17 protein-coding genes and 2 tRNA genes are annotated in these 21,751 nt (G+C 72.1%); 18 read left to right on the forward strand and 1 reads right to left on the reverse strand.

The features are described from left to right. Positions 1-39 precede the first annotated feature (39 nt). The 6 genes from modA to G443_RS22200 all read left to right on the forward strand — a co-directional run bounded on the left by modA (position 40) and on the right by G443_RS22200 (position 4,705). Complete coding sequence (modA, locus tag G443_RS22175; RefSeq protein WP_051313864.1) at positions 40-840, forward strand: molybdate ABC transporter substrate-binding protein; 801 nt, start codon at positions 40-42, stop codon at positions 838-840. Beyond that, entirely contained in the window at positions 837-1,694 is an 858-nt protein-coding gene (gene modB, locus G443_RS22180) for a molybdate ABC transporter permease subunit (protein WP_026418521.1), read from the forward strand. Before modA ends, modB begins: the two co-directional genes overlap by 4 nt. Beyond that, positions 1,691-2,935: an ABC transporter ATP-binding protein gene (locus G443_RS22185; RefSeq protein WP_253860269.1), complete on the forward strand. Its 1,245-nt coding sequence runs from the start codon at positions 1,691-1,693 to the stop codon at positions 2,933-2,935. Before modB ends, G443_RS22185 begins: the two co-directional genes overlap by 4 nt. Beyond that, positions 2,863-3,432, forward strand: coding sequence for a flavoprotein (locus G443_RS22190; RefSeq protein WP_026418519.1), 570 nt, complete (start codon positions 2,863-2,865; stop codon positions 3,430-3,432). Before G443_RS22185 ends, G443_RS22190 begins: the two co-directional genes overlap by 73 nt. Positions 3,433-3,500: 68 nt before the next feature. Next, entirely contained in the window at positions 3,501-3,935 is a 435-nt protein-coding gene (locus G443_RS22195; protein ID WP_026418518.1) for a PPOX class F420-dependent oxidoreductase, read from the forward strand. Between the two features lie 188 nt (positions 3,936-4,123). After that, entirely contained in the window at positions 4,124-4,705 is a 582-nt protein-coding gene (locus G443_RS22200; RefSeq protein ID WP_051313863.1) for a hypothetical protein, read from the forward strand. 125 nt (positions 4,706-4,830) lie between these two features. On the opposite strand, the gene G443_RS22205 is transcribed toward G443_RS22200, so the two are convergent. Continuing rightward, positions 4,831-4,904 (reverse strand) — tRNA-Gly (locus G443_RS22205). A gap of 200 nt (positions 4,905-5,104) precedes the next feature. Here G443_RS22205 and G443_RS22210 point away from each other — a divergent pair. The 12 genes from G443_RS22210 (at position 5,105) to G443_RS22260 (ending at position 21,730) form a co-directional block, all read left to right on the forward strand. After that, positions 5,105-5,178: transfer RNA gene (locus tag G443_RS22210), tRNA-Pro, on the forward strand. 501 nt (positions 5,179-5,679) lie between these two features. Next, on the forward strand, positions 5,680-6,087 hold the full coding sequence (locus G443_RS22215) for a CU044_2847 family protein (RefSeq protein ID WP_155886095.1): 408 nt from the start codon (positions 5,680-5,682) through the stop codon (positions 6,085-6,087). A 35-nt stretch (positions 6,088-6,122) separates the two neighbouring features. Continuing rightward, on the forward strand, positions 6,123-8,060 hold the full coding sequence (locus G443_RS22220; protein ID WP_026418517.1) for a VMAP-C domain-containing protein: 1,938 nt from the start codon (positions 6,123-6,125) through the stop codon (positions 8,058-8,060). Then, on the forward strand, positions 8,057-9,079 hold the full coding sequence (locus G443_RS22225) for an AAA family ATPase (RefSeq protein ID WP_245588764.1): 1,023 nt from the start codon (positions 8,057-8,059) through the stop codon (positions 9,077-9,079). Before G443_RS22220 ends, G443_RS22225 begins: the two co-directional genes overlap by 4 nt. Positions 9,080-9,083: 4 nt before the next feature. Further along, a complete protein-coding gene (locus G443_RS22230; RefSeq protein ID WP_026418515.1) occupies positions 9,084-11,708 on the forward strand; it encodes an SAV_2336 N-terminal domain-related protein in 2,625 nt (874 codons plus the stop codon). 418 nt (positions 11,709-12,126) lie between these two features. Then, complete coding sequence (locus tag G443_RS26040; RefSeq protein WP_026418514.1) at positions 12,127-12,321, forward strand: FxSxx-COOH-like cyclophane-containing RiPP peptide; 195 nt, start codon at positions 12,127-12,129, stop codon at positions 12,319-12,321. A gap of 11 nt (positions 12,322-12,332) precedes the next feature. Next, positions 12,333-13,583, forward strand: coding sequence for an FxsB family cyclophane-forming radical SAM/SPASM peptide maturase (locus tag G443_RS22235; RefSeq protein ID WP_245588763.1), 1,251 nt, complete (start codon positions 12,333-12,335; stop codon positions 13,581-13,583). Between the two features lie 304 nt (positions 13,584-13,887). Beyond that, positions 13,888-15,501 carry an aKG-HExxH-type peptide beta-hydroxylase gene (locus G443_RS22240; RefSeq protein ID WP_253860270.1) on the forward strand — a complete coding sequence of 538 codons (1,614 nt, stop codon included), beginning with the start codon at positions 13,888-13,890 and terminating at the stop codon, positions 15,499-15,501. Between the two features lie 47 nt (positions 15,502-15,548). Further along, the gene (gene fxsT / locus G443_RS22245) at positions 15,549-18,593 is read left to right on the forward strand and encodes an FxSxx-COOH system tetratricopeptide repeat protein (protein ID WP_162147297.1); all 3,045 of its coding nucleotides are present in this window, start codon (positions 15,549-15,551) and stop codon (positions 18,591-18,593) included. Between the two features lie 265 nt (positions 18,594-18,858). Continuing rightward, complete coding sequence (tig, locus tag G443_RS22250) at positions 18,859-20,226, forward strand: trigger factor (protein ID WP_026418511.1); 1,368 nt, start codon at positions 18,859-18,861, stop codon at positions 20,224-20,226. A gap of 188 nt (positions 20,227-20,414) precedes the next feature. Beyond that, on the forward strand, positions 20,415-21,047 hold the full coding sequence (locus tag G443_RS22255) for a ClpP family protease (protein WP_026418510.1): 633 nt from the start codon (positions 20,415-20,417) through the stop codon (positions 21,045-21,047). 56 nt (positions 21,048-21,103) lie between these two features. Further along, on the forward strand, positions 21,104-21,730 hold the full coding sequence (locus G443_RS22260) for an ATP-dependent Clp protease proteolytic subunit (RefSeq protein ID WP_026418509.1): 627 nt from the start codon (positions 21,104-21,106) through the stop codon (positions 21,728-21,730). The last annotated feature ends 21 nt before the right edge of the window (positions 21,731-21,751 follow it).

Below are 21,751 nucleotides of genomic sequence, written 5' to 3' on the forward strand. Positions count from 1 at the left end.
TGGGGGTTGGCCGGTGGATCGCGCAGGAGGGGGAGACGGGTGCGGCGACGAGCGGGTGGGACCGGTCGGGCCTGGCGGACACCCGTCGCGGTGGCCCTGGTGTCCGGGCTGGCGGTGGCGGCCTGCTCGGCCCCCGACCAGGACGTCGCCCAGGTCGGGGAGACCTCCCGGTCCGCGGTGGTGTTCGCGGCGGCGTCCCTGACCGAGGTCCTCACCGAACTCGGAGCGGAGTTCGAACGTGGCCACCCGGGCACGAGCATCGACTTCAACTTCGCGGCGAGTTCCGCGTTGGCCCAGCAGATCGCGGCCGGGGCGCCCGCCGACGTGTTCGCCTCGGCCAGCCCCGAGCCCATGGACCAGGTGGTCGACCTCGACCTGGTGGCCGAGCCCCCCGTGATCTTCGCGGCCAACCGGCTCCAGATCGTGGTGCCGTCCGGGAACCCGGGCGGGGTGACCGGCCTCGCCGACTTCGCCGATCCGGACAAGGTCATCGCGCTCTGCGCGCCGGCGGTCCCCTGCGGCGGCGCCGCGCGGGAGGTGCTCGAACTGGCGGGCATCGATGCCAAGCCCGACACCTACGAACGGGACGTGCGCGCCACCCTCACCAAGGTCAGACTCGGTGAGGTGGACGCGGCGCTGGTGTACCGGACGGATGTCCTCGTCGCGGGTGACGAGGTGCGGGGGGTGGACTTCCCCGAGTCCGAGCGGGTCGTCAACGACTACCCGCTCGCGGCCCTCGCCGAGGCATCCGACGCCGACCTCGCCTCCGCCTTCGTCGACTACCTGCGGTCCCCGGCCGCCGAGGACGTGCTGCGGACCGCCGGGTTCGACGTCCCGTGAGCGGCCCACCGGCCGGCGCTCCCCGGCGGGGGACGGCGGAGCGGGGTGGGGCACGGCCCCGCAGGGCCGGCGCGGTGGCCCCGGCGCTCCTCCTCGTGCCCGCCCTGTTCGGACTGGCGTTCCTGCTGGTTCCCCTGCTCGGACTGGTCCTGCGGGCGCCGTGGGGGGAGTTGCCCGCGCAGCTGGGCAGCCCGGAGGTGCTCGGCGCGCTGCGGCTGTCCCTGGTGTGCGCGACCGCCGCCACCGCGCTCAGCCTGCTGCTCGGGGTTCCGCTGGCGTGGCTGCTCGCCCGGTCGACCTTCCCCGGGAAACGGCTGGTGCGAGCCCTGGTGACGGTTCCGCTGGTGCTCCCACCCGTCGTGGGTGGCGTCGCCCTGCTGGTGGTCTTCGGTCGGCGTGGCCTGGTGGGGGAACACCTGCACGAGTGGTTCGGGGTGTCCCTCCCGTTCACCACCGGCGCGGTGGTTCTCGCCGGGACCTTCGTGGCCATGCCGTTCCTCGTCGTGTCCGTGGAGGGTGCGTTGCGCGCCGCCGACGTCCGGCTCGACGAGGCCGCCGCCACGCTGGGCGCCTCCCGCTGGGTCACCTTCCGCCGGGTGACACTGCCGCTGGTGGCGCCGGGCGTCGCGGCCGGTGCGGTCCTCGCGTGGACCCGGGCCCTCGGGGAGTTCGGCGCGACGATCACCTTCGCGGGCAACTTCCCCGGCCGCACGCAGACCATGCCGCTGGCCGTCTACCTGGCGATGGAGTCCAACCCGGAGGCCGCGATCGTGCTCAGCCTCGTCCTGCTGCTCGTGTCGGTCGCGGTGCTGGCGCTGCTCCGCGAGCGTTGGATGGGAGGTGCGTCGAGGTGACGCTGTCCGCCGACGTCCGCGTGACCCGGGCCGGGGACTTCACGTTGTCCGCGGCCGTGTCCGCACCGGCCGGCACGGTCACCGCCCTGCTCGGGCCCAACGGCGCGGGGAAGTCCACGTTGCTGCGTGTCCTCGCCGGTCTCCTCCCCCTCGACGCCGGTCGGGTGGTGCTCGACGGGACGGTGTACGACGATCCCACCGCCGGGGTTCTGCTGCCGCCCGAACGGCGACCGGTGGGCGTGGTGTTCCAGGACTACCTGCTCTTCCCGCACCTCACCGCCCTGGACAACGTCGCCTTCGGGCCCCGGTGCCGAGGTCTGTCCCGGGCGCGGTCGCGACAGGTGGCCCAGGAGTGGCTGGACCGGGTGGGGCTGGGGGACCTGGCGGGCAGGCGCCCCCGGCGGTTGTCGGGCGGCCAGGCGCAGCGGGTGGCCCTGGCCAGGGCACTGGCGACCGAACCACGACTCCTGTTGTTGGACGAACCGTTGGCCGCGCTCGACGCGGGCACCAGGATGCGGATCCGGACCGAGCTCCGCCGGCACCTCGACGACTTCGGGGGAGTCGCCGTCCTGGTGACCCACGATCCGCTGGACGCGATGGTCCTGGCCGACCAGGTGGTGGTGTTGGAGGAGGGGCGGGTCGTGCAGTGCGGTGCGCCCCGCGAGATCGCCACCCGTCCCGCCAGCCGCTACGTTGCCGACCTGGTCGGGGTGAACCTCGTCCCGGGTCGGGGCCTGGGTGGCGACCGCGTCGCCCTCGACGGCTGCGCTCTCACCCTCCCGGGCGCCCCCGTCGGGGATGTCCTCGTCGCGTTCCCCCGGCCGCGCTGCGCCTGCGCGCCGTGGCGCCGGCCGACGAGGGGCGGTCCTGGCCCGTGCGGGTCGTCGGCCTGGAGTCCCAGGTGGACCGGGTCCTGGTCTCGGTCGAAGGCCCTCCCGACCTCCGGGTCTCCCTCCCCACCGGCGCCGTCGCGGACCTGGGTGTGCGGGTCGACGCCCGGTTCTGGGTGGAACCGAGGACCGAGGAGGCCGTGGTCTACCCGCGTCCGACGACGGACGGACCGACTCCGCCGCTCGGGTGAACGTTCCCGTCCTCGGCGGTGGGACCGCCACCGAGCGTGGCGTCCCCCCTCGGCGGGGCCCCGACGGGGGAGGGCGATAGTGGGGGCATGGGTGACGGGCGAACGCTGGGGCTGGTGTGCTGCGCGGCCGAGGGCTGCTCGACCGTGCTGGAGGGCATGATCCTCCCGGCCCAGGCCTCGGGGTGGCGGGTGGCGGTGACGGTGACCCCCACCGCGGCGGGCTGGTGGCGGGAGTCGGGAGACCTGGAAAGGGTCGGGCGGGTCACCGGTTTCCCCGTCCGGTGGCGGGGGAGGCTCCCGAGCGAGCCGAGCCCGGGGCCCAGCCCGGACTGCTGGGCGGTGGCTCCCGCGACCGCCAACACCGTCGCCAAACTGGCGTTGGGCATTGCCGACAACCTGGCGCTGACGAAGGTGGGCGAGGCGCTCGGCGCCGGGGTACCGCTGGTGCTGAGCCCGAGGGTGGGGCCGTCGCAGGTGAGGCACCCGGCCTGGGCCGGCCACCTCGCGGTGCTGCGGTCCGCCGGGGTGCGCCTGGTCAGCGCCGAGGCCGAGGACCCGGCCATCCCGTGGTCCGCCGTGCTGGCGGCGGTCGACGGGCTCGTCCCCGCCCCCTCCGCGCCCGGCGCGGAGCGGGTCGGCGGGGTGCGGGGGAGCTGAGGCCGCTCCTCCTCCTCCTCCTCCTCCTCCGAGCGGCGAGGTGGCGCGATGCTGCCTACGCTCCGGTCATGGCAGAGCGAGACGACCCGAGGACCTGGTGGCGGGACTTCGTCGCCGAGGAGCCGGCGAAGACCGCCAAGGTGGCCACCGTCCGCAAGGACGGGTCTCCACACGTCGCCCCGGTCTGGGTGGCACTGGACGGCGACGACGTCGTCTTCACGACCTCGGCGAGCAGCGTGAAGGGGCGGACGATCGCCAGGGACGGGCGCGTCTCGCTGTGCTTCGACTACGAGCTGCCCCCGTACCACTTCCTGACCGTCGACGGTACGGCGCGGGTGGACGACGACCTGGACGCCGTCCGGCGGTGGGCGACCGCGATCGCGGCGCGGTACGTGGGAGCCGAGGTCGCCGAGGAGTACGGGCGGCGGAACGCGACTCCCGGCGAAGTCGTGGTCCGGGTGACGCCGACGCACATCGCGGGTGCGCGCGCCCTGGCCGAGTAGGGCAGCCGGGGACGTCGGGAGTCGCCGAAGGGGTGATGGGCCACCGCCGCTCGTCCTCGATGACTCCCGGCTGCCCAGCCCCCGCCGAGGCGGCCCTCGGGGCCCAGGGCACCGGTGGTTCTCCCGCGCGTCACCGGCCCGTCACGGAAAAGCTGTTACGGACAGGTTTCCTTGGTTACCGTCGTGTCATGGAGCAGGTCAGGTGGGCGCACGGGGTGGCGCGCGACCGGTTGGCCACGACGGCGCCCGGCCGGTGGCGGCACGCCCAGGCGGTGGGCGTGCGCGCGGTGCAGATCGCGGACCTCTACAAGCCGGACCACGGCCTGCTCGTGGCCGCGGCCGTCCTGCACTGCATCGGCTACGCGCCTGATCTGGTCGACACCGGCTTCCCGCCCGTCGACGGGGCGCGTCACCTGCGTGACCTCGGGGCGCACCCTCGGCTGTGCGGCCTGGTCGCCCACCACGGGGGAGCGGCGGTGGAGGCCGGGCTGCGGGGGCTGGCGGACGAGCTCGCGGAGTTCCCCGACGAGCCCGGGCCCACGAGGGACGCTCTCTGGTACTGCGAGCTGACCGTGGGGCCCAACGGCGAACGGCGGACGTTCGACCAGTGGATCGCCGACATCGAGGCGCGCGATCCGGTGGGTTCGGTTCCCCGCCGGTTCCTCGAACTCGGCCGGGACCAGTTGCGGGGCGCGGTCGACCGCACCCGGGAACGCCTGTCGCACGTGGGGCTGGAGCGTTGGGACCCGACGGTCCCCGAATCAGCCTGAGCGGCCGAGCTCCCGGCCCTCCCCGGCCCGGACCCCAGCGCCGGGCGACCAGGCGGGCGGCCCGTCGGCGAGGACACCACCGAACGAACGGTGGCGCCATCCGTACGGATGGCGCCACCGTCGTGTGGAGCGGGTGACGGGAATCGAACCCGCATAACCAGCTTGGAAGGCTGGGGCTCTACCATTGAGCTACACCCGCGAGCCTGGTGTCCAGGTCGTCGTGCGGGAAGTCTAGCCGATCGTCGTCGCACCCCTCGCGGCGCCCCGGATCCGGTCGTGGACCAGCGTGGCGGTGGCGGACGTGATCCCGTCGACGGGGTCGGTGCGCGCTCTGGCAGCCGGCCACCGCCGGGCCCTCGCCGCGCGCTATGCTCCAGTGGCACCGGACGACGGTGCGGCCGGGGTGTGGCGCAGTTTGGTAGCGCACTCGCTTTGGGTGCGAGGGGTCGTGGGTTCAAATCCCGCCACCCCGACGGCCAGGGCCCGCGATCCGTGGAGCGACGGACCGCGGGCCTTCTCTTGTTCCCGCCGGCCTGCTGGAGGCGTCACCGGTCTCCCCAGCCGAACCGGCCGGTCACCGGACTCCCCGCTGTGCGGCGCGTGTCCGCTCGCCGAACCGCCGCTCGACATCGCCGCCGCCCGCGGTCCTCGGGTGGCACCGGGTGGCCGCGCCCGCGTCGCGGAGGGCGGCCTCGGGAGCGTGCGGCGCGGGGGAGTGGCGGGGCCTCACCCGGCTGGCCGCACGCATCGGCCCGCTCGGTGCGGCTGGTGGTGGCCCGCCAGGCGAACGCCGCCGGCCGGCGGGTCCCATGCCCCGGAAGGACCAGGGAGACGCGGTGGGTCCGACACGCGGAGTAGCCGTCCTACTGCGCCGTCCCCCCGCTGTTCCACCCGCACTGCGGTACCGGCGGCCTCCGGGTCCTCATTAGAGTTGGCTGGGGTGGTGTGGGGGCCGCTCGTCGAAGGAGACGCCTGTGTCTGAGTTGGTGAGGATGCGTCTGCCCAGCGGGCAGGAGATCTGGGCCCGGGTGTCCTCGGCCGACCGCGGGCCTTCCGACGTCGGCTTCCGCAAGGTCATCCCCTCCGTGGAAGGGCTCGCCGAGACGATCCAGGGAGTGGCCGAGAGCGTTCAGCGGGGTCTCGTCCGGGTCAGGCCGGACACCGTCACCGTCGAGTTCGGCCTGGAACTGTCCGTCAGTGCCGGCAAGATCGTCAGCGTCCTGACCGACGCGGGCGCCAAGGCGACGGTGAAGGTCGCGCTGGGCTGGTCGAAGTCGACCCGGGGCCGAGGAGCCGAGGCGGACGGAGACGACGGGGATGATGCGGAGGAGCCGGACGGTGGCCAGGACGATGCCGCTGAGGACGGTTCGGCGGGAGAGTGACCTCGTGACGTGGACACGGCCGGAGTAGCGCCGCCATGTTCCACGGTGGATCCAAGACGGGCGAGCTGAGCCGGAAGCTCGCCGACTGCGTCGTACTCGTCGAGGGCGACGACATCGAGGGCGGCACCGGCTTCTTCGTCGCGCCCGGGTACGTGCTCACCTGCTCCCACGTGGTGGGGTGGCGGCGTGGGCCCGTGACGGTGACGTGGCCCGCCGGATCCCTCCACGGCACGGTGGTGTTCGCCGACCCGGAGGCCCCCGACCACCTGACCAGCGCCGGGCTCACCCAGTACCCCGACCTCGCCGTGATCGAGATCGAGGACACCACCTCGGTCCCCGGGTGCGTCTTCCTCGGTGACCGCGTGTTCCTCGGCGAGCAGCGCCCCGGTCTCGAGGGCTCCGCGCATGTCGAGGGGTATGCCACCATCTACAGCGACGAACCCCACCTGAGTTCGGCGCGGCTGACCTACTCCGGGTTCACCGATCTCCAGAACCAGCCGTTGCTGCGGGTCAGCGGGGACGAGATCCCGAGCGGGATGTCGGGCAGCCCCCTCCTCGACATGCGGACGGGGGAGGTGCTGGGACTGGTCCGCACCAACCGCAACGCCAACCAACCCCACGGGGGGCTGGCCCTGCCGGTGGCGGCGCTCCGCCGACTTCCCGGCGACCTGCTCCGATCGATCTGGCGGGCGCACGACCTGTTCCACGCCGACGAGGGCCCGTGGACCTCGTTGCGCACCCAGCTGCTGACCCAGCAGCGCCAGGACGTCTCGCCGCCCCCGTTGATCAACCCGGCCGACGAGGCGGCCCTGCTGGGCATCCTGGCCCGGCTCGACCGGGTGGAGGACGTCAACGCGGTCTTCCACCACGCCGCCTACCCGCAGGTCCCCTCGCTCAACATCGAGCTGTTGGACTACCACGACACCGTGCAGGTCCTGGTGAACCTGCCGCTGGGCGGGCAGTTGCACCCGGTCCTGCGGTTCCTGGCGGCGTTGCTCGACCGGTGCCACGACCCGGTGCTCCAGGTGCTGCTCCGGGAGAACCTCCGCCGCCTCGCGGTGATGTTCGACCAGAAGGCGGTCCTCGACGAGCACCTCGGCAGCGAGAGCGGACCGTCCCCCAACCTGCGGCGCACCTCCTCGGTGCTGGCGGAGGTGGTGCCCAGTGCCCACGACCCCGACCAGTACCTGTTCACGCTCTGGTTGTACCGGGGGCCGGGCCAGTGGGACACCCAGTTCCGGGAGACGACCCCACGCCCCGAACCGGGGCTGTGGCAGCGGATCCAGGACGAACTGCCGAAGGCGTTGCGCCGCTTGGGGGAGCGGCACGCGATCGTCGAGTTCGTCCTCCCCCTCGAACTGCTCAACGAGCCGATCGACCGCTGGCAGCTGTGGCCGGAGCAGACCGCCACCCGGCTCGGCCAGCGGCACGCCGTCGTCCTGCGGTCGCTGGACAACTGGCAGGACGAGGAGGAGACCCGGCGGGAGGACAGCGCCGCCCGGTGGGAGTACCTGCGGGACCTCACCGGTCCGGTCCCCCTGACCCTGGTCCGGTGCCGGGACGACCGGGAACGGGAGGCCTGGGCGGGGCTCTTCCAGCTCCCCGCCGGTCAGACGGCCCTCGCCCTGGCCAACCCCCCGACCGAACCGTCCACGGGGGAGGTCATCGTCGAGGGGCTCTTCGCGGGCGTGCCCGTGCTGCTCTGGCGGCGCGACCTGTGTGATCTGCACTACTCGGACTCACCTGGAAGTGGGACAGGGGAGTCGTGCGCGGGTACCCGGTTCCTGGACACGCTCGACAGGAGCCTCCAGGGCGTCGGCGTGACGGACCTGCCGTGGAAGGTGCGGGACCTGCGCAACATGGCCACCCAACCGGGGGCGGACGATGATCACCCCGGCCACCAGGTGGTGCTGCTCTGGGAGGATCCGGAACGGCGTCCGCCCGACGAGTACCCGTTGGCCTCACCTTCGTGAGAGGAAGCAGTGACGTGGACGACTGGTTGATCTTCCGCGGCAGCGGGCAGCCGCACGAGGGCATCGAACGGCTGCCCGAACCGCCCCCGTGGCGGTACTTCGACGGTGGTCCCCCGCTTCCCGTGCCCGACGCGGACGACCCCTCGGTCGCGCGCCGGCTGGGTGACGTCGCCAGGGCCAGGGTGTACCGGCCCTACGGCGACGAGCTGGAGCTCGTGAACTCCGCCCTGTACCTCCGCCGGCCCCTGCTTGTCACCGGGAAACCCGGCATCGGGAAGTCCACCCTGGCCTACTCCATCGCGAGCGAACTCCGCCTCGGCCCCGTCCTGACCTGGTCGATCACCAGCCGCTCGACCATCGAGCAGGGCCTGTTCAGCTACGACGCCATGGCCCGGCTCGAGGAGGCGAACCTGCGTCGGCACCTTCCCGACGCCACCGAGCCGCTGGACATCGGCCGCTACATCCGCCTGGGACCGCTGGGCACCGCGTTGCTGCCCTACGAACGGCCCAGGGTGCTGCTCATCGACGAGATCGACAAGAGCGACATCGACCTGCCCAACGACCTGCTCCACGTCTTCGAGAACGGGGAGTACACGGTCCCGGTGCTCCAGCGGATCGCCGCCACCCAGCCCGCCGTGTCGGTCGCGGTGTCCGGGAGCGAGCGGCAGGCGGAGATCCACCGGGGGCAGGTGCGCTGCCGGGCCTTCCCCTTCGTCGTGCTCACCAGCAACGGTGAACGGGACTTCCCCCCGGCGTTCCTGAGGCGGTGCATCCGGGTCGAGCTCCGCGAGCCGGGGCCCGAGCAGCTCGCCAGCATGGTGGAGTCGCAACTGGGGCCCGAGATGTACGAGGAGAGCCAGGACCTCGTGGAGCGGTTCCTGGCTCGGCGGGCCGACGGCACGTTGACCACGGACCAGCTCCTGAGCGCCATCTACCTGACCTCCTACGCGGCCCAGGAACGGGGCGAGACCCGCGAGCGGCTCGCGGACCAGATCCTCCGGTTCGTCGACACCACCTGACGCCATGAGCATGCGCCGTCTGATCAAGGTCCTGGACGACCTCGGCCTGGAACCCACCTACCGTGAGGTGGCCGAGGCGCTGTGGCTCGCCCGGCACCTGGGGGGCCCGACCGGCGGTTCGACGGTCCGGGTGACCCGACCGGCCAAGCAGGAGGCCGCCGAGCCGGAGGGGTGGCCGGCGCCCTACCGGCCGCCGGCCGAGGACGGCCGGGGCGTGGACGGCAGGGACGGCAACGAGGTCGGGGACGACTGGCGGTACGGCCTGTACTCGAACGGGCTGACCGAGGAACGCCCCAGCACCGAGGCCAGGGGCCACAACATCCGCGTGCCCGCCGTGAGCGCGCTCCCCGACCAGCTCGAGCTGATCCGCCAGTTGCGCGCGTTCAAGAGACGCCTGGTCGCGGGGCGGACCCAGCAGCTCGACGAGGAGGGCACGGTCGCCTGGATAGCCAGGACCCAGGTGTGGAGGCCGGTGTTCCGGCCCGTGCCCGAACGGTGGTTCGACGTGGTGCTGCTCGTCGACACCGGCGCCTCCATGGTGATCTGGAAGGCGTTGGTCTCCGAGCTGGCCAGCCTGTTGCAGTGCCTCGGGGCGTTCCGGGACGTGCGGGTGCGTTACCTGCACAGCACCGAGGACGGTGAGGTCTCGCAGAGCAGCTCCGACCGCCGGGACAGCACGCGGCTGCGTCCGCTGCCGGAGCTGCTCGACCCGGCCGGGCGGCGCGTGGTGATCGTGGTCAGCGACTGCGTCGGCGAGGGGTGGGACAGCGGGGTGATCGGGCGGGGGCTCGCGGAGCTCTCCCGCAGCGGCCCGGTGTCCGTCTTCCAACCGCTGCCCCAGCACCTGTGGCGGCGGACGGGCGTCCGGCCGGTGAGCGGCCGCATGTCGGCGGCGACCTTCGGGCGGGGACGCCGCCGGTTCCGGTTCCGGGCGCGGCGGTCGTTGGCCGACCGGCGCAGGAGCACCCGCGCGACCAGCATCCCCGTCCTCCAGCTCGGGCCGGAGTGGCTGGGGCCCTGGGCCAGGCTGGTGGCGGGTCGGGGGAGCGCCACGATGGACTGCGCGGTGCTCGGGCTGCCCGCGACGCGTCCCTCGACGAGCCCGGTCCAACGGCAGCGGCGGTACCTCCCGGCGTCGCCCCTGGAACGGGTGTGGTCCTTCAGGGCCGCCGCGAGCCCGGAGGCCTTCCAACTGGCGACCTACCTCTCCGCGGTTCCCCTGGACCTCTCGGTCATCCGGCTGGTGCAGCGGGTGATGATGCCGGAGTCCCGGCCGTTCCACCTCTCCGAGGTGCTGACCGGGGGCCTGGTGACGCTGTCCTCGGCGATGCCGGCCGAGGAGTCCGCCGTCCCGGTGGGGCCCACCACCGACGTGCACTACCAGTTCCTGCCCGGGGTGCGCGAGGTGCTGCTGTCGATGTTGAGCAGATCGGGGCAGCAGGCCGTCCTGGAGGCCCTGTCGCACTTCCTGGAGGACCACTTCGGGATCAGCCCCAGGGAGTTCAGCGCGACCCTGGCGATGCCGGGTCGGCCGCAGAACGGCCAACGGGTGTTCGGCAGCCCGTTCGCCTACGTCTCGGTCTCGGTGTTGCGGCGGGTGCACGGTCAGCTGGCCACCAGTCTGCGAGGGGAGAACCCGAGCAGCCTCCGGCACGACCGGGACCACCACCGCGCGTTGTTGGAGCAGGCGGAGGACGCGTTGGCCTCCTTCCGCAGGTCCGGCACCTCCGACGAGCTGGACAAGGCGATCACGGCGTTCCGCGACTCGCTCCAGTTCTTCGCGCTGGACCGCAACGGCCGCTTCCGGTCCCTGGTCGGGCTCGCCGGGGGGCTGCTGCTGCGCTACCAGCGTTTCGGGCGCGCCGGCTCGCTGGACGAGTCGATCCGCTTCTACCAGGAGGCGCTGCGGGTCGGCGGCGGCCGCGAACAGGACGAGGCCACGTTGCTGCACCGGCTCAGCACGGCGCTGTTCGCCCGCTACACGCTGTCCCAGATCCCCGACTACCTGGACGACGCGGCCCGCGCCGGCCGGTCCGCCCTCGACGCCACGCCCGAGGACGACTCGCGTGCCCGGGTCTACCGGGAGTCGCTCGCCGACGTGCTGCACCGGCGTTTCCTGCTGATCGGGGAGCTCGGGGAGCTCGCCGAGGCGGCCACGCTGTACCGGGCCGTGCTGGAGGACCTCGACCCGGAGGGACCGGCCCACGCCGACGTGCTCGCCAAGCTGGCGGGTGTGCTGGGCGACCAGGCGGAGAGCACGGGCCTGGAGACCGACCTGGCCGACTCCTACGACGCGTGGCGGCGCGCGGCCAGGGCGACGAGGCCGGGCGAGCAGGAGTACCCGAAGCGGCTGTTCACCGCCGGGCGCTTCGCGATGCGCCTGCGCTACTTCGAATCGGCCATCGATCTGCTCTCGGACGCCGCCGGGGCCTTCGCCCAATTGCTCGGCCCGGAAGCCGAGGAGACCCTGCGGTGCCGGATTTATCGTGCTCGTTCGCTGTACCAGTCCGGCGAACGGTCGGCTGGGGTGGGGGAGCTGACCGAGGTCCTGGAGATTCGGGTGCGGCTGCTGGGGACGAATCACCCGGAAACGGAAGAAATCCGACGGGAACTCGGCGAGTTGGTCTGATCGGGCGTATCCACCCCGGTTCCGGGTGACGGTGGGGGTTACCCGAGGTCGGTCGGGCGACGTATCGGCCGCCGGTTTTCGGGTCAGTTCCGGTTCGGCCGAACCGGGCAACAAACGACGCACTGGTCCGCACGGTGTGACCGTCCGACCGCTCCCGGGTACGCAGTGTGATTGCCCGCTGGCAACCTTGGTTGTCAGCGGACGACGTTATGGCGATAATGGCGTTGCATACGTCGGGGAGTTGTCATGGTCAGCAACAACGTCGCCACGGCGATTGTCGTGGTTCGTTCGTCGAGAATGTCCCTCGTGGCCTACGACCGATACCGTCCCACCACCCCGGCCCTCACCGCGCTGGCCGGTATTCTACCCACCGGGTCGTCCCTCCGTCCCGTTTTCGGTGGGGTCAGGAGGGTGGACCGTGTGGGAGACTGACGCCCGTCTCGATTCCGGCCTCGCGGACCTCACCGACATTCGGCTGGACCATTTGTGTGAGGCCGATGATTCGGTGCTGGTGAATTCGCTGCGGCGGGTCCTGCGGGAGATCGCGTCCCCCCGCCAGGTGCTGGCCGACTTCGACAACGAGCCCCCGGGGCCGCCGCTGGACTCGGGATGAGGGGCCCTGCCGTGACCGCGGGGAGTGGGGGCGAGCCACGGCGGGCGGGAGGCGACGACCGCCCGGGCTCCGGTCGGGAATGGCCGGGGGGCCTGGATGTCGCGGGACTGCGTGAGCGTGGCCAGCCACGTCTGCCGTTCTCCCGGTTCGTGCTCAAGGTGCACGGGCGCTGCAACCTGGCCTGCGACTACTGCTACCTCTACGAGATGGCCGACACGTCCTGGCGCCGGACTCCGGCCGTGATGAGCCAGGAGACGGTCCGGGTGGTGGCCGACCGGGTCGCGGAGCACGCGCGGCGGCATGACCTGGCGGACGTCCGCATCACCCTGCACGGAGGTGAACCACTCCTGGTCGGCCCGGTGGCGCTCGACCGGGTCCTCCGGGTGCTGCGGGCGTCCGTGGAGCCGGTCGCCCGCATCGGGTTCGCCATCCAGACCAACGGGGTGCTGTTGACCGACGAGGTCGTGGGGGTGCTCGCCGAACACCGGGTCCGGGTCGGCGTCAGCCTGGACGGCGGCGCCGACGCGCACGACCGGCACCGGCGCCGCCGGGGCGGCGGCGGAAGTCACGCGGCGGCCGCGGCCGGGATCCGACGCCTGACCGCCGCCCACCCCGAGTTGTTCGCGGGACTGCTCGCCGTCGTCGACCTGGACAACGACCCGGTGGAGGTCTACGAGCACCTCCTGTCCTACTCCCCGCCGGCGGTGGATTTCCTCCTGCCGCACGGGAACTGGACGACCCCGCCCCCACCGGGCCGGGTGCCGGACGGGAACTACGCCCGGTGGCTGATGGCCGTCTACGACCGGTGGTACGGGGCGCCGCGACGGGAGACCAGGGTCCGGCTGTTCGAGGAACTGGTCAACCTGCTGTTGGGCGGCCGGAGCAGGTCGGAGGCGGTGGGGCTCGCCCCGGTCGCCTTCGTGGTGGTCGACACCGACGGGTCGCTCGAACAGGTGGACTCCCTGCGGTCCGCCTTCGACGGGGCCGCGGCGACGGGGCTGACCGTCGCGGACGGGTTGGAGGAGGCGATGGACCATCCCGCCGTGGTGGCCCGGCAGTTGGGACTGGCGGGCCTGTCCCCCACCTGCCGGAGCTGTCCGGTGGTGGCGGTCTGCGGAGGTGGGTTGTACGCGCACCGGTACCGGGCTGGCGAGGGTTTCCTGAACCCGTCCGTGTACTGCGCGGACCTGCGAATCCTGGTGGACCACGTCAGCCGGCGCGTGCGCGCGGACCTGGCCAGGCTCCGGGCGGGTGCGAGGTGAGCCGCACCCACCAGCTGCCCGCGGAGTCCTTCGACGCGCTCGCCGAGGGGCGGGGCGGCGCGGCGGCCGTCACGCTGCTGCGGGATGCCCGCCTGAGCCGGCACCTGTTGCTGCTGCGCGGCCTCCTCGAACGCACCCCCTCGGGCGAGCCGGGCCGGGGATGGCTCGCCGAGGCGTTCCCCCTGCTGGTGAGGGTCGAGCGGAACCGCCCTGACGTGGTCCGGGACCTCCTCGGCCAGCCGCAGGTGGGGGTGTGGGCGACACGGTGCCTGCGGAGCGTCGTGGAGGCGGGGGCCGGCGCCACGTGCGGGACGATTCCTGGTACCTGGCGGCCCTGGCCGCCAGTGCCGCGATCCGAGCCGCCGAACCCTTCGAGATCGCGGTCCCGCTGGTGGAGGGGCGCCTGGTGCTCCCCACGCTCGGCGTGGTCCTCGCGCCGGAGCCCACCCCGGGCGCCTCGACCGACGTCCGTGGGGAGGACCCCGGGATGTCCGACCCGGTGGCCCCGCCGCCGGCGTTGGTCCGGGCGGAGGGGGGCACCTCGGGACTTCGGGTGCGGGTGTGGTTCGGCGGTGCCGTCGTGACCCTGCCCACCGACCTGGGGAAGGCCGCGCCGGGGTGGCGTCCGATCAGCAGGATCGCCGTCAGCGGTCGGCTCAGCCTGCGCGTGCTGCTGGACGATGTGGACCCGTTCCGGGGCGGGGGCGATCTGGCGACCGCCCACCACCTGGAGGAGGGCCAGGAGCGCGACTGGCGGGACCTGGTGGAGCGCTGCTGGCACCTGTTGGAGCGGCACCACCCGGAGTCCTCCCGCGAGTTGGCGGCGGGACTGCGGGCCCTGGTGCCGATGGCGAGGCGAGTGGGTGGCAACCGCAGCGCCACCCACAGCGACGCCTTCGGCTCGGTCGCCCTCTCCCTCCCGGCCGACGCCGCGCAGTTGGGCGCCGTGTTGGTGCACGAGTTCCAGCATTCCAAGCTGAGCGCGCTCCTCGACCTCGTGCCGCTCGCCGACGGGAACGACCCGGCCCGCTACTACGCGCCGTGGCGCAACGATCCTCGGCCGGCCGGCGCGCTGTTGCAGGGTGTCTACGCCCATCTCGCGGTCGCCGATTTCTGGCGGCGGCAGCGGTGGCAGAGCGGGGACGACGCGGAGCGGGCGACCGCGCACTTCGAGTTCGCGCTGTGGCTCATCCAGACGCATTTCGCCGCCCGGGTGCTCGCCACCTCGCCGGCGCTCAACCCCGCCGGACGGCATTTCCTCACGACGATGTCACGCCGGTTGTCCCGCTGGCGCGCGGAACCGATTCCCGTCCGCGAGCGTGCCCTGGCGATCGACGCCGCCGCCGAACACCGCGCGCAGTGGAGGTTGCGGAATCTCCGCGCCGATCCCGTATTCGTCAACAACCTGGCCGAGGAATGGGCGGCGGGCGGCCCGGCACCGGCGAGGTTGACACCGGAAACCGAACTGTGCCCACCCCCGCTGGGCCCCGACAGCCCCCGTGCCGGTCTGCGGAGGGCGGCCGTGCGGGACCCCGATCTCGTCGCGCGCCGGCTTTCTCGGTCACAGGACGGCAACGGTATGGCGCGGGATGCGATACTTCGGGTGGAACTTGCCGATATAGCAGGGGAGGACGACGCGGCGAAACTCGGCTACCGGAATCGCCTGCTGGACAGTCCCCGCCATCGGGACGCCTGGGTCGGGCTCGGTTTGGTCGAGCGGCGGTCGGGTGATCCGGGGCTCGCGGAGTGGCTGCTGTGCCGTCCGGAGTTGGTCCACGCGGTTTACCTCCGCATCAGGCAATTGTGCGACGGCGTCGCCGACCCGATATCCGTGGCACGCTGGTTATTCGAGGGTCGGCCCGGACCCGGGTACGACGAACCGCTCGACATGGGAGGGTGGCGGCCTTTGGGCGACTAGCCTGTACCTGCTCACTACCGGGTGCCAGCTGAAGGGCGATGGGGATCATGGGTCCGAATGACAACTTCCCCGGCCGGCCGAACGTGCTGCCAGGTGGACTTCCGCCGCGGTCGGTGCTGATCTCCCACGCCAGCGCCGACCAGTTGTGGGCGGAGTGGATCCGCCAGCAGCTCGAACCCGCTGGGTACGCGGTCGAGCTGGTGACCTGGGCTCCGGCGCCGGAGGCGGACCTGTCGGAGCTGCTGCGCAAGGGGCTGACCGGCAACGACCTGACGATCGCCGTCCTGAGCGACGCGTTCTTCCAGGCCAGCGACTGGACCGCGGAGCAGTGGGACACCGCGGTGAACGAGGCCGCGCCCCACCTGGACAGGCTGATGCTCGCGCTGGTGGCACCCAGCGAGATCCCCGAGGTGAGCCGGCCCTTCGTCTACATCGACCTGCGGGACGTCGACGAGGCGGGCGCGCGGGAACGGCTGCTCGCCGGGCTTCCCGACTCCGACCGGGTGGAGGAACGTCCCTCCCTGATCCGCAAGATCACCGCCGAGGCGTTGACCCGTTTCCCCGGCAACCAGCCGCTGGTGTGGGGTCGGCACATCCCCCGGCCGCACGGCCGGTTCACCGGCCGGGAGGAGGCGCTCGCCTCCCTCCGCGTCCAGTTACGACGGCAGCCGTTGACCCGGCAGCCGGCCGTGCTGCACGGCATGCCGGCCGTCGGGAAGACCCAGCTCGCCTTCGAGTACGCCCACCGGTTCCGCGCCGACTACGACCTCGTGTGGTGCGTGCGCGCCGAGAACGTGGCGACGGCGAAGAACGACCTGGCCGAGTTGATCGGGCCCATGCAGATCCGCACCGAGGGGCTGGAGGCCGACCAGGTCGTCTCCGTGGTGCGGGAGGCGTTGCGCCGGGGGCAGCCCTTCCGCCGCTGGCTGATCATCTTCGACGCGGCGACCGATCCGACGAAGCTGTGGCGGTGGGTGCCCGACGGCCCCGGGCACGTGCTGATCACCTCCCGCAACCCCGACTGGGAGACGGTCGGCGAGCTCATCGAGGTGGGGGCCTTCAGCCGCCCCGAGAGCGTCGACTTCCTGCACCGGATCGCGAACCTGTCCACGATGGAGGCCGAACGGGTCGCGCAGGTCCTGGGTGACCACCCGCTGGCCCTGGAACTGGCGGCCGGGTGGCTCCGGCACGGCAGGCAGCAGGTGCCCGAGTTCCTGCACCTGTACGGCAAGCACTACACGAAGCTCTTCGAGGACACCCAGCTGCCCCACTACGACCGCTCGGTGGCCGCGGTGTGGAACCTCCCGCTGAACCGGCTGCGCGAGGAGCAGCCCGCCGCCGAACAACTGCTGCGGTTGGGCGCCTACTTCGCGCCGATCAGCGTGCCGCTGCGGCTGTTCAGCCCCGAGGACATGATCGGGTCCCGGCCGCGTCCGCTGGTGGTGCTGCCGGAGCCGCTGCACTCCCAGATCAGGAACCCGCTGATGCGGGCCCGCATCCTCGACGCCATCGGGCACTACGCGTTGGCCCGGATCTCCCACGGCACCGACGAGTCCAGCGGAGCGGCCATCCAGTTGCACCAGATGGTGCAGGCCGCGCAACGAGGCCGGCTCACCCCCGCGCAGGCGGAGGAGGCCAGGAACACGGTCCACGAGCTGCTCGCGGTCGCTGACCCGGGTGACCCTGGCGACCAGCGGCAGTGGTCCCGGTACGCGGAACTCGCCCAGCACGTCGACCACTCCGACGCCGTCGAGCGGGTCGACAGCCCCGAGATCCGGCGCATGGTGCTCAACGTGCTGAGCTTCTTCGCGCACCGGGGGGAGAACGCGCCGGGCATCGAGCTGGGGCAGCGGGCGATGCGGCGGTGGGAGCCGAGACTGGGGGCCGAGCACGCGGACGTGGTGGCGCTGAGCATCCACTACTCGAACCTGCTGCGGTCGGCGGGCCGGGTGGCCGAGGCCCGGGAACTGGGTGCCCGGTTCCTCGACGTGGCCAGGGCCCGCTTCGAGGAGTACCCGGAGCACGCCATCCACGCGGCGATGGGCTACGCCGCGGACCTCCGGCAGCTGGGTGACTTCCGGGGTGCCCGGGAGCTGGACGAGCAGACCCTGCGGCAGCTCACCGACGCCTTCGACCGCGACCACCACAACACCCTGCTCGCGGGGCACAACCTGGCGATCTCGCTGCGGCTGGTCGGGGAGTTCGAGGAGGCGCGCAAACGGGACGAGAAGACCCTCGCCCGGCGGCGCAAGATCCACGGCGAGAACCACCCGAGGACCCTGTTCTCGGCCAACGCGGTCGCCAACGATCTCCGGGAGTGCGGTTTCTACGCCAGGGCGTACACCACCCAGCAGCGGGTGTTCGACAACTACCGGCGGGTGCTCGGCGATCGCAACCTGGGGACGCTGCGCGCCTTCCGGGGGCTGGCGGTGTCGGCGAGGAAGGCCGGCTACTACCCGAGGGCGCTCAGCCTGTCCGCGGAGGGCGTGGAGCGCCACCGCACCCTGCTGGGGCCCAACAACCGGGAGACGATCGCCGCCATCACCAACTTCGCCAACGACCTCCGGTTGAGCCGCGACTACACGGCGGCCGTCCACCAGGCCCGGCTGGCCTACGAGAACGGCAAGAGCCAGCTCGGCCAGCAGCACCCCTACACGTTGGTGGCCGGGGTCAACCTGGCCATCATCCTGCGCGCCCTCGGCGACCTCAAGGCCGCCAGGGCCCTGAACGAGAAGACCCACGGGCTGCTGGGGACCGTGATGGGCGAGGAACACCCCTACACGCTGGCGGCCGCCACGAACCTGTCGAGCGACCTGGCCGCGGAGGGCGACCAGCCGGGCGCCGTGCTGCTGGGGGAACGCACGCTCGAGCAGTTGCGGCGAGCGAGGGGCCGGAGCCACCCCCACACCCTGGCCTGCGCGTCCAACCTGGCCATCGACCTGCTCGACGGGGGTGACCGGGGTCGGGCCAAGGATCTGGAGGCCGACACCGTGACCCGTTACCGCGACTCCCTCGGGGAACGGCATCCCGAGGTGATCGCCGCCATCGGCCGGCAGCGCGCCGACTGCGACCTGGAGCCGCCGCCGATGTGACGACGCGGGTCGTACGCCCGGGACACCCCGGGCTCCCGGCTGGTCGCTCTCGCCTAGAATCGTCGGTCAGGGTGGCGCCCCGCCGGCCGCGCCGTGCGCGCGGTCGGTGACGTGATCAACGGGCCGGGTCCGCCGAGCCGGATCGGCCCGGCCTCGAACCGTTGACCTGCCGCCCCGACGGCGTCTCGGCAGTCATTTCTGTCTAGACTCCCGCGGCGCCCGTTGCCCTGAGGCAAGCCGAGACCGCAACGCACAAGGAGATCACGTGAAGAGCACCGTCGAGCAGCTCAGCCCGACGCGGGTACGGATCAACGTCGAGGTGCCGTTCGACGAGCTCAAGCCCGACTTCGATCGTGCCTACCGCAAGCTCGCGGGTCAGGTCCGCATCCCCGGCTTCCGGCCGGGCAAGGCCCCGGCCCGGGTGCTGGAGAGCCGCATCGGTCGGGGCGTCGTTCTCGAGGAGGTCGTGAACGAGGCCATCCCGGCCAAGTACCTGGAGGCCGTGAACTCCGGCGAGGTGCGGACCCTGGGCCGTCCGGAGATCGAGGTCACCAACCTCGACGACGGCAAGGAGCTGACCTTCACCGCCGAGGTCGACGTGCGGCCGGAGATCACCGTGCCCGCGTTCGGTGAGCTCGCGGTGACCGTGGACGACGTCGAGGTCGAGGAGAGCGACATCGACTCGCAGCTCGACGAGTTGCGCGCCCGCTTCGGTACCCTCACCGGCGTCGACCGCCCGGCCCAGCAGGGTGACTTCGTCGTCATCGACCTGTCGGCCTCGGTCGACGGGCAGCCCGTCGAGGAGGCCACCACCTCCGGCCTGTCCTACGAGATCGGTTCCGGTCAGCTCGTCGAGGGCATCGACGACGCCCTGGTCGGCGCCTCGCAGGGTGAGACGAGGAACTTCACGACCAAGCTGGTCGCCGGGGAGCACGCCGGGCGGGACGCCGAGGTCAGCGTGGTCCTCCAGTCGGTCAAGCAGCGGGAGCTGCCGGAGCCCGACGACGAGTTCGCGCAGCTGGCCAGCGAGTTCGACACCATCGAGGAGCTGCGCGGCGACCTGCGGGAGCGGGTGGCCCGGGTCAAGCGGATGCAGCAGGGCATGCAGGCCAGGGACAAGGTCCTGGAGGCGCTGCTGGCCACCACGGAGGTGCCGCTGCCCGAGAAGGTCGTCGAGGCCGAGATCGACGTGCGCAAGCACGACGCGGTGCACCCGTTCGACCACGACGAGAAGCAGTTCGCCGCCTGGCTGGAGCAGCAGGGCCAGGACCTGGAGAGCTTCGAGACCCAGACCCGTGAGGAGGCGGAGAAGGCGGTGCGCACCCAGCTGCTGCTGGACACCATCGCCGACGCCGAGCAGGTCAGCGTCTCCGACGAGGAGCTCACCCAGCGCATCATCTACCAGGCGCAGCGCTTCGGCGTGAGCCCGGACGAGTACGTGCAGCGGGCCCAGCAGTCCAACCAGCTCGGCGCGATCTACGCCGACGTGCGGCGGGGCAAGGCGCTGGCCGGGGTCGTCCGGCACGCGACGGTCACCGACGAGTCCGGCAACGCGGTGGACATGGACGAGCTGTTCGGTCCGGCCGAGGGCGAGGAGAAGAAGTCCGAGGAGACGGCCACCAGCGAGCAGTGACCGCCGGCACCGAGCCGGCGCACGCTCTCGGCGAACACGGGCGGTGTTGCGGGATCAACGCCGCCCGTTTTCGTTAGGGTCGACAGCACCAGTCCCCGGACAACCAACGGCGCAACCCGGCCATTCGACGCCCCGGGCAGCCGAGGCGGGGTGTACGACTGACTACTTGTTGGAGAAGGCAGGCAGACGTGACGCACCACCAACCCAACCTGACGCCTTACATGCGGGGAGCCAACGCCGGCCTCTCGCTGAACGACTCGGTGTACGAGCGCCTGCTGCGTGAGCGGATCATCGTCCTGGGCACGCAGGTCGAGGAGAACATCGCCAACCAGATCTGCGCGCAGCTGATGTTGCTGGAGGCCGAGGACCCCGAGGCCGACATCCGCCTGTACATCAACTCGCCCGGTGGTTCGGTCTTCGCCGGCATGGCGATCTACGACACGATGGAGCTGATCCAGCCCGACGTCGCCACCGTCGCGATGGGTTTCGCGGCGTCGATGGGGCAGTTCCTGCTGTCCGCCGGCGCCCGGGGCAAGCGGTACGCGTTGCCGCACGCCCGGGTGATGATGCACCAGCCGTCCGCCGGCGTCGGGGGCACCGCCTCCGACATCGCCATCCAGGCCGAGGTCTGGAAGAAGGACAAGGACGAGATGGCGCAGCTCATCGCCGACCACACGGGGCAGCCGCTGGAGCGGATCGTGGCCGACTCGGACCGGGACCGCTGGTTCACCGCGCAGGAGGCCAAGGAGTACGGCTTCGTCGACCACGTGGTCAGCCGCGCCACCGAGATGAGCCCGGGAAGCTCGGGCAGCGGGCGCTGAGCCCGACCAACCACCGACACCCAGCGCTCCCAGGCTGATCACAAGGAGTGACACCCGTGCGTGAACTGCACCAACCCACGTCCCGTTACGTGCTGCCGTCGTTCACCGAGCAGACCAGCTACGGCGTGCGGGAGATGACCCCGTACAACAAGCTGTTCGAGGAGCGCATCCTGTTCCTCGGCTCACAGGTCGACGACATCGCGGCGAACGACCTGATGGCCCAGCTGCTGGTCCTGGAGGGCAACGACCCGGACCGGGACATCACGATGTACATCAACTCGCCCGGCGGGTCGTTCACCTCGCTGATGGCGATCTACGACACGATGCAGTACGTCCGTCCGGACATCCAGACGACCTGCCTCGGCCAGGCCTCCTCGGCCGCGGCCGTGCTGCTGGCGGCGGGTACCCCCGGCAAGCGGCTCGCCCTGCCCAACGCCCGGGTGCTCATCCACCAGCCGGCGATGGAGGGCGCGTACGGCCAGGTCTCCGACCTGGAGATCCAGGCCAACGAGATCCAGCGGGTTCGCGCCCTGATGGAGGAGACGCTGGCCCGGCACACCAACCGGAGCGCCGAGCAGGTCCGAGAGGACGTCGAGCGCGACAAGATCCTCACCGCGCAGGAGGCCCTCGAGTACGGCATCGTGGACGAGGTGCTGCCCTACCGGAAGTTGTCCCGGAGCTGATCCGACACGCCGAGTGCGCCG

Source organism: Actinoalloteichus caeruleus DSM 43889, assembly GCF_000429185.2.
Classification (GTDB): Bacteria; Actinomycetota; Actinomycetes; order Mycobacteriales; family Pseudonocardiaceae; genus Actinoalloteichus_B; species Actinoalloteichus_B caeruleus.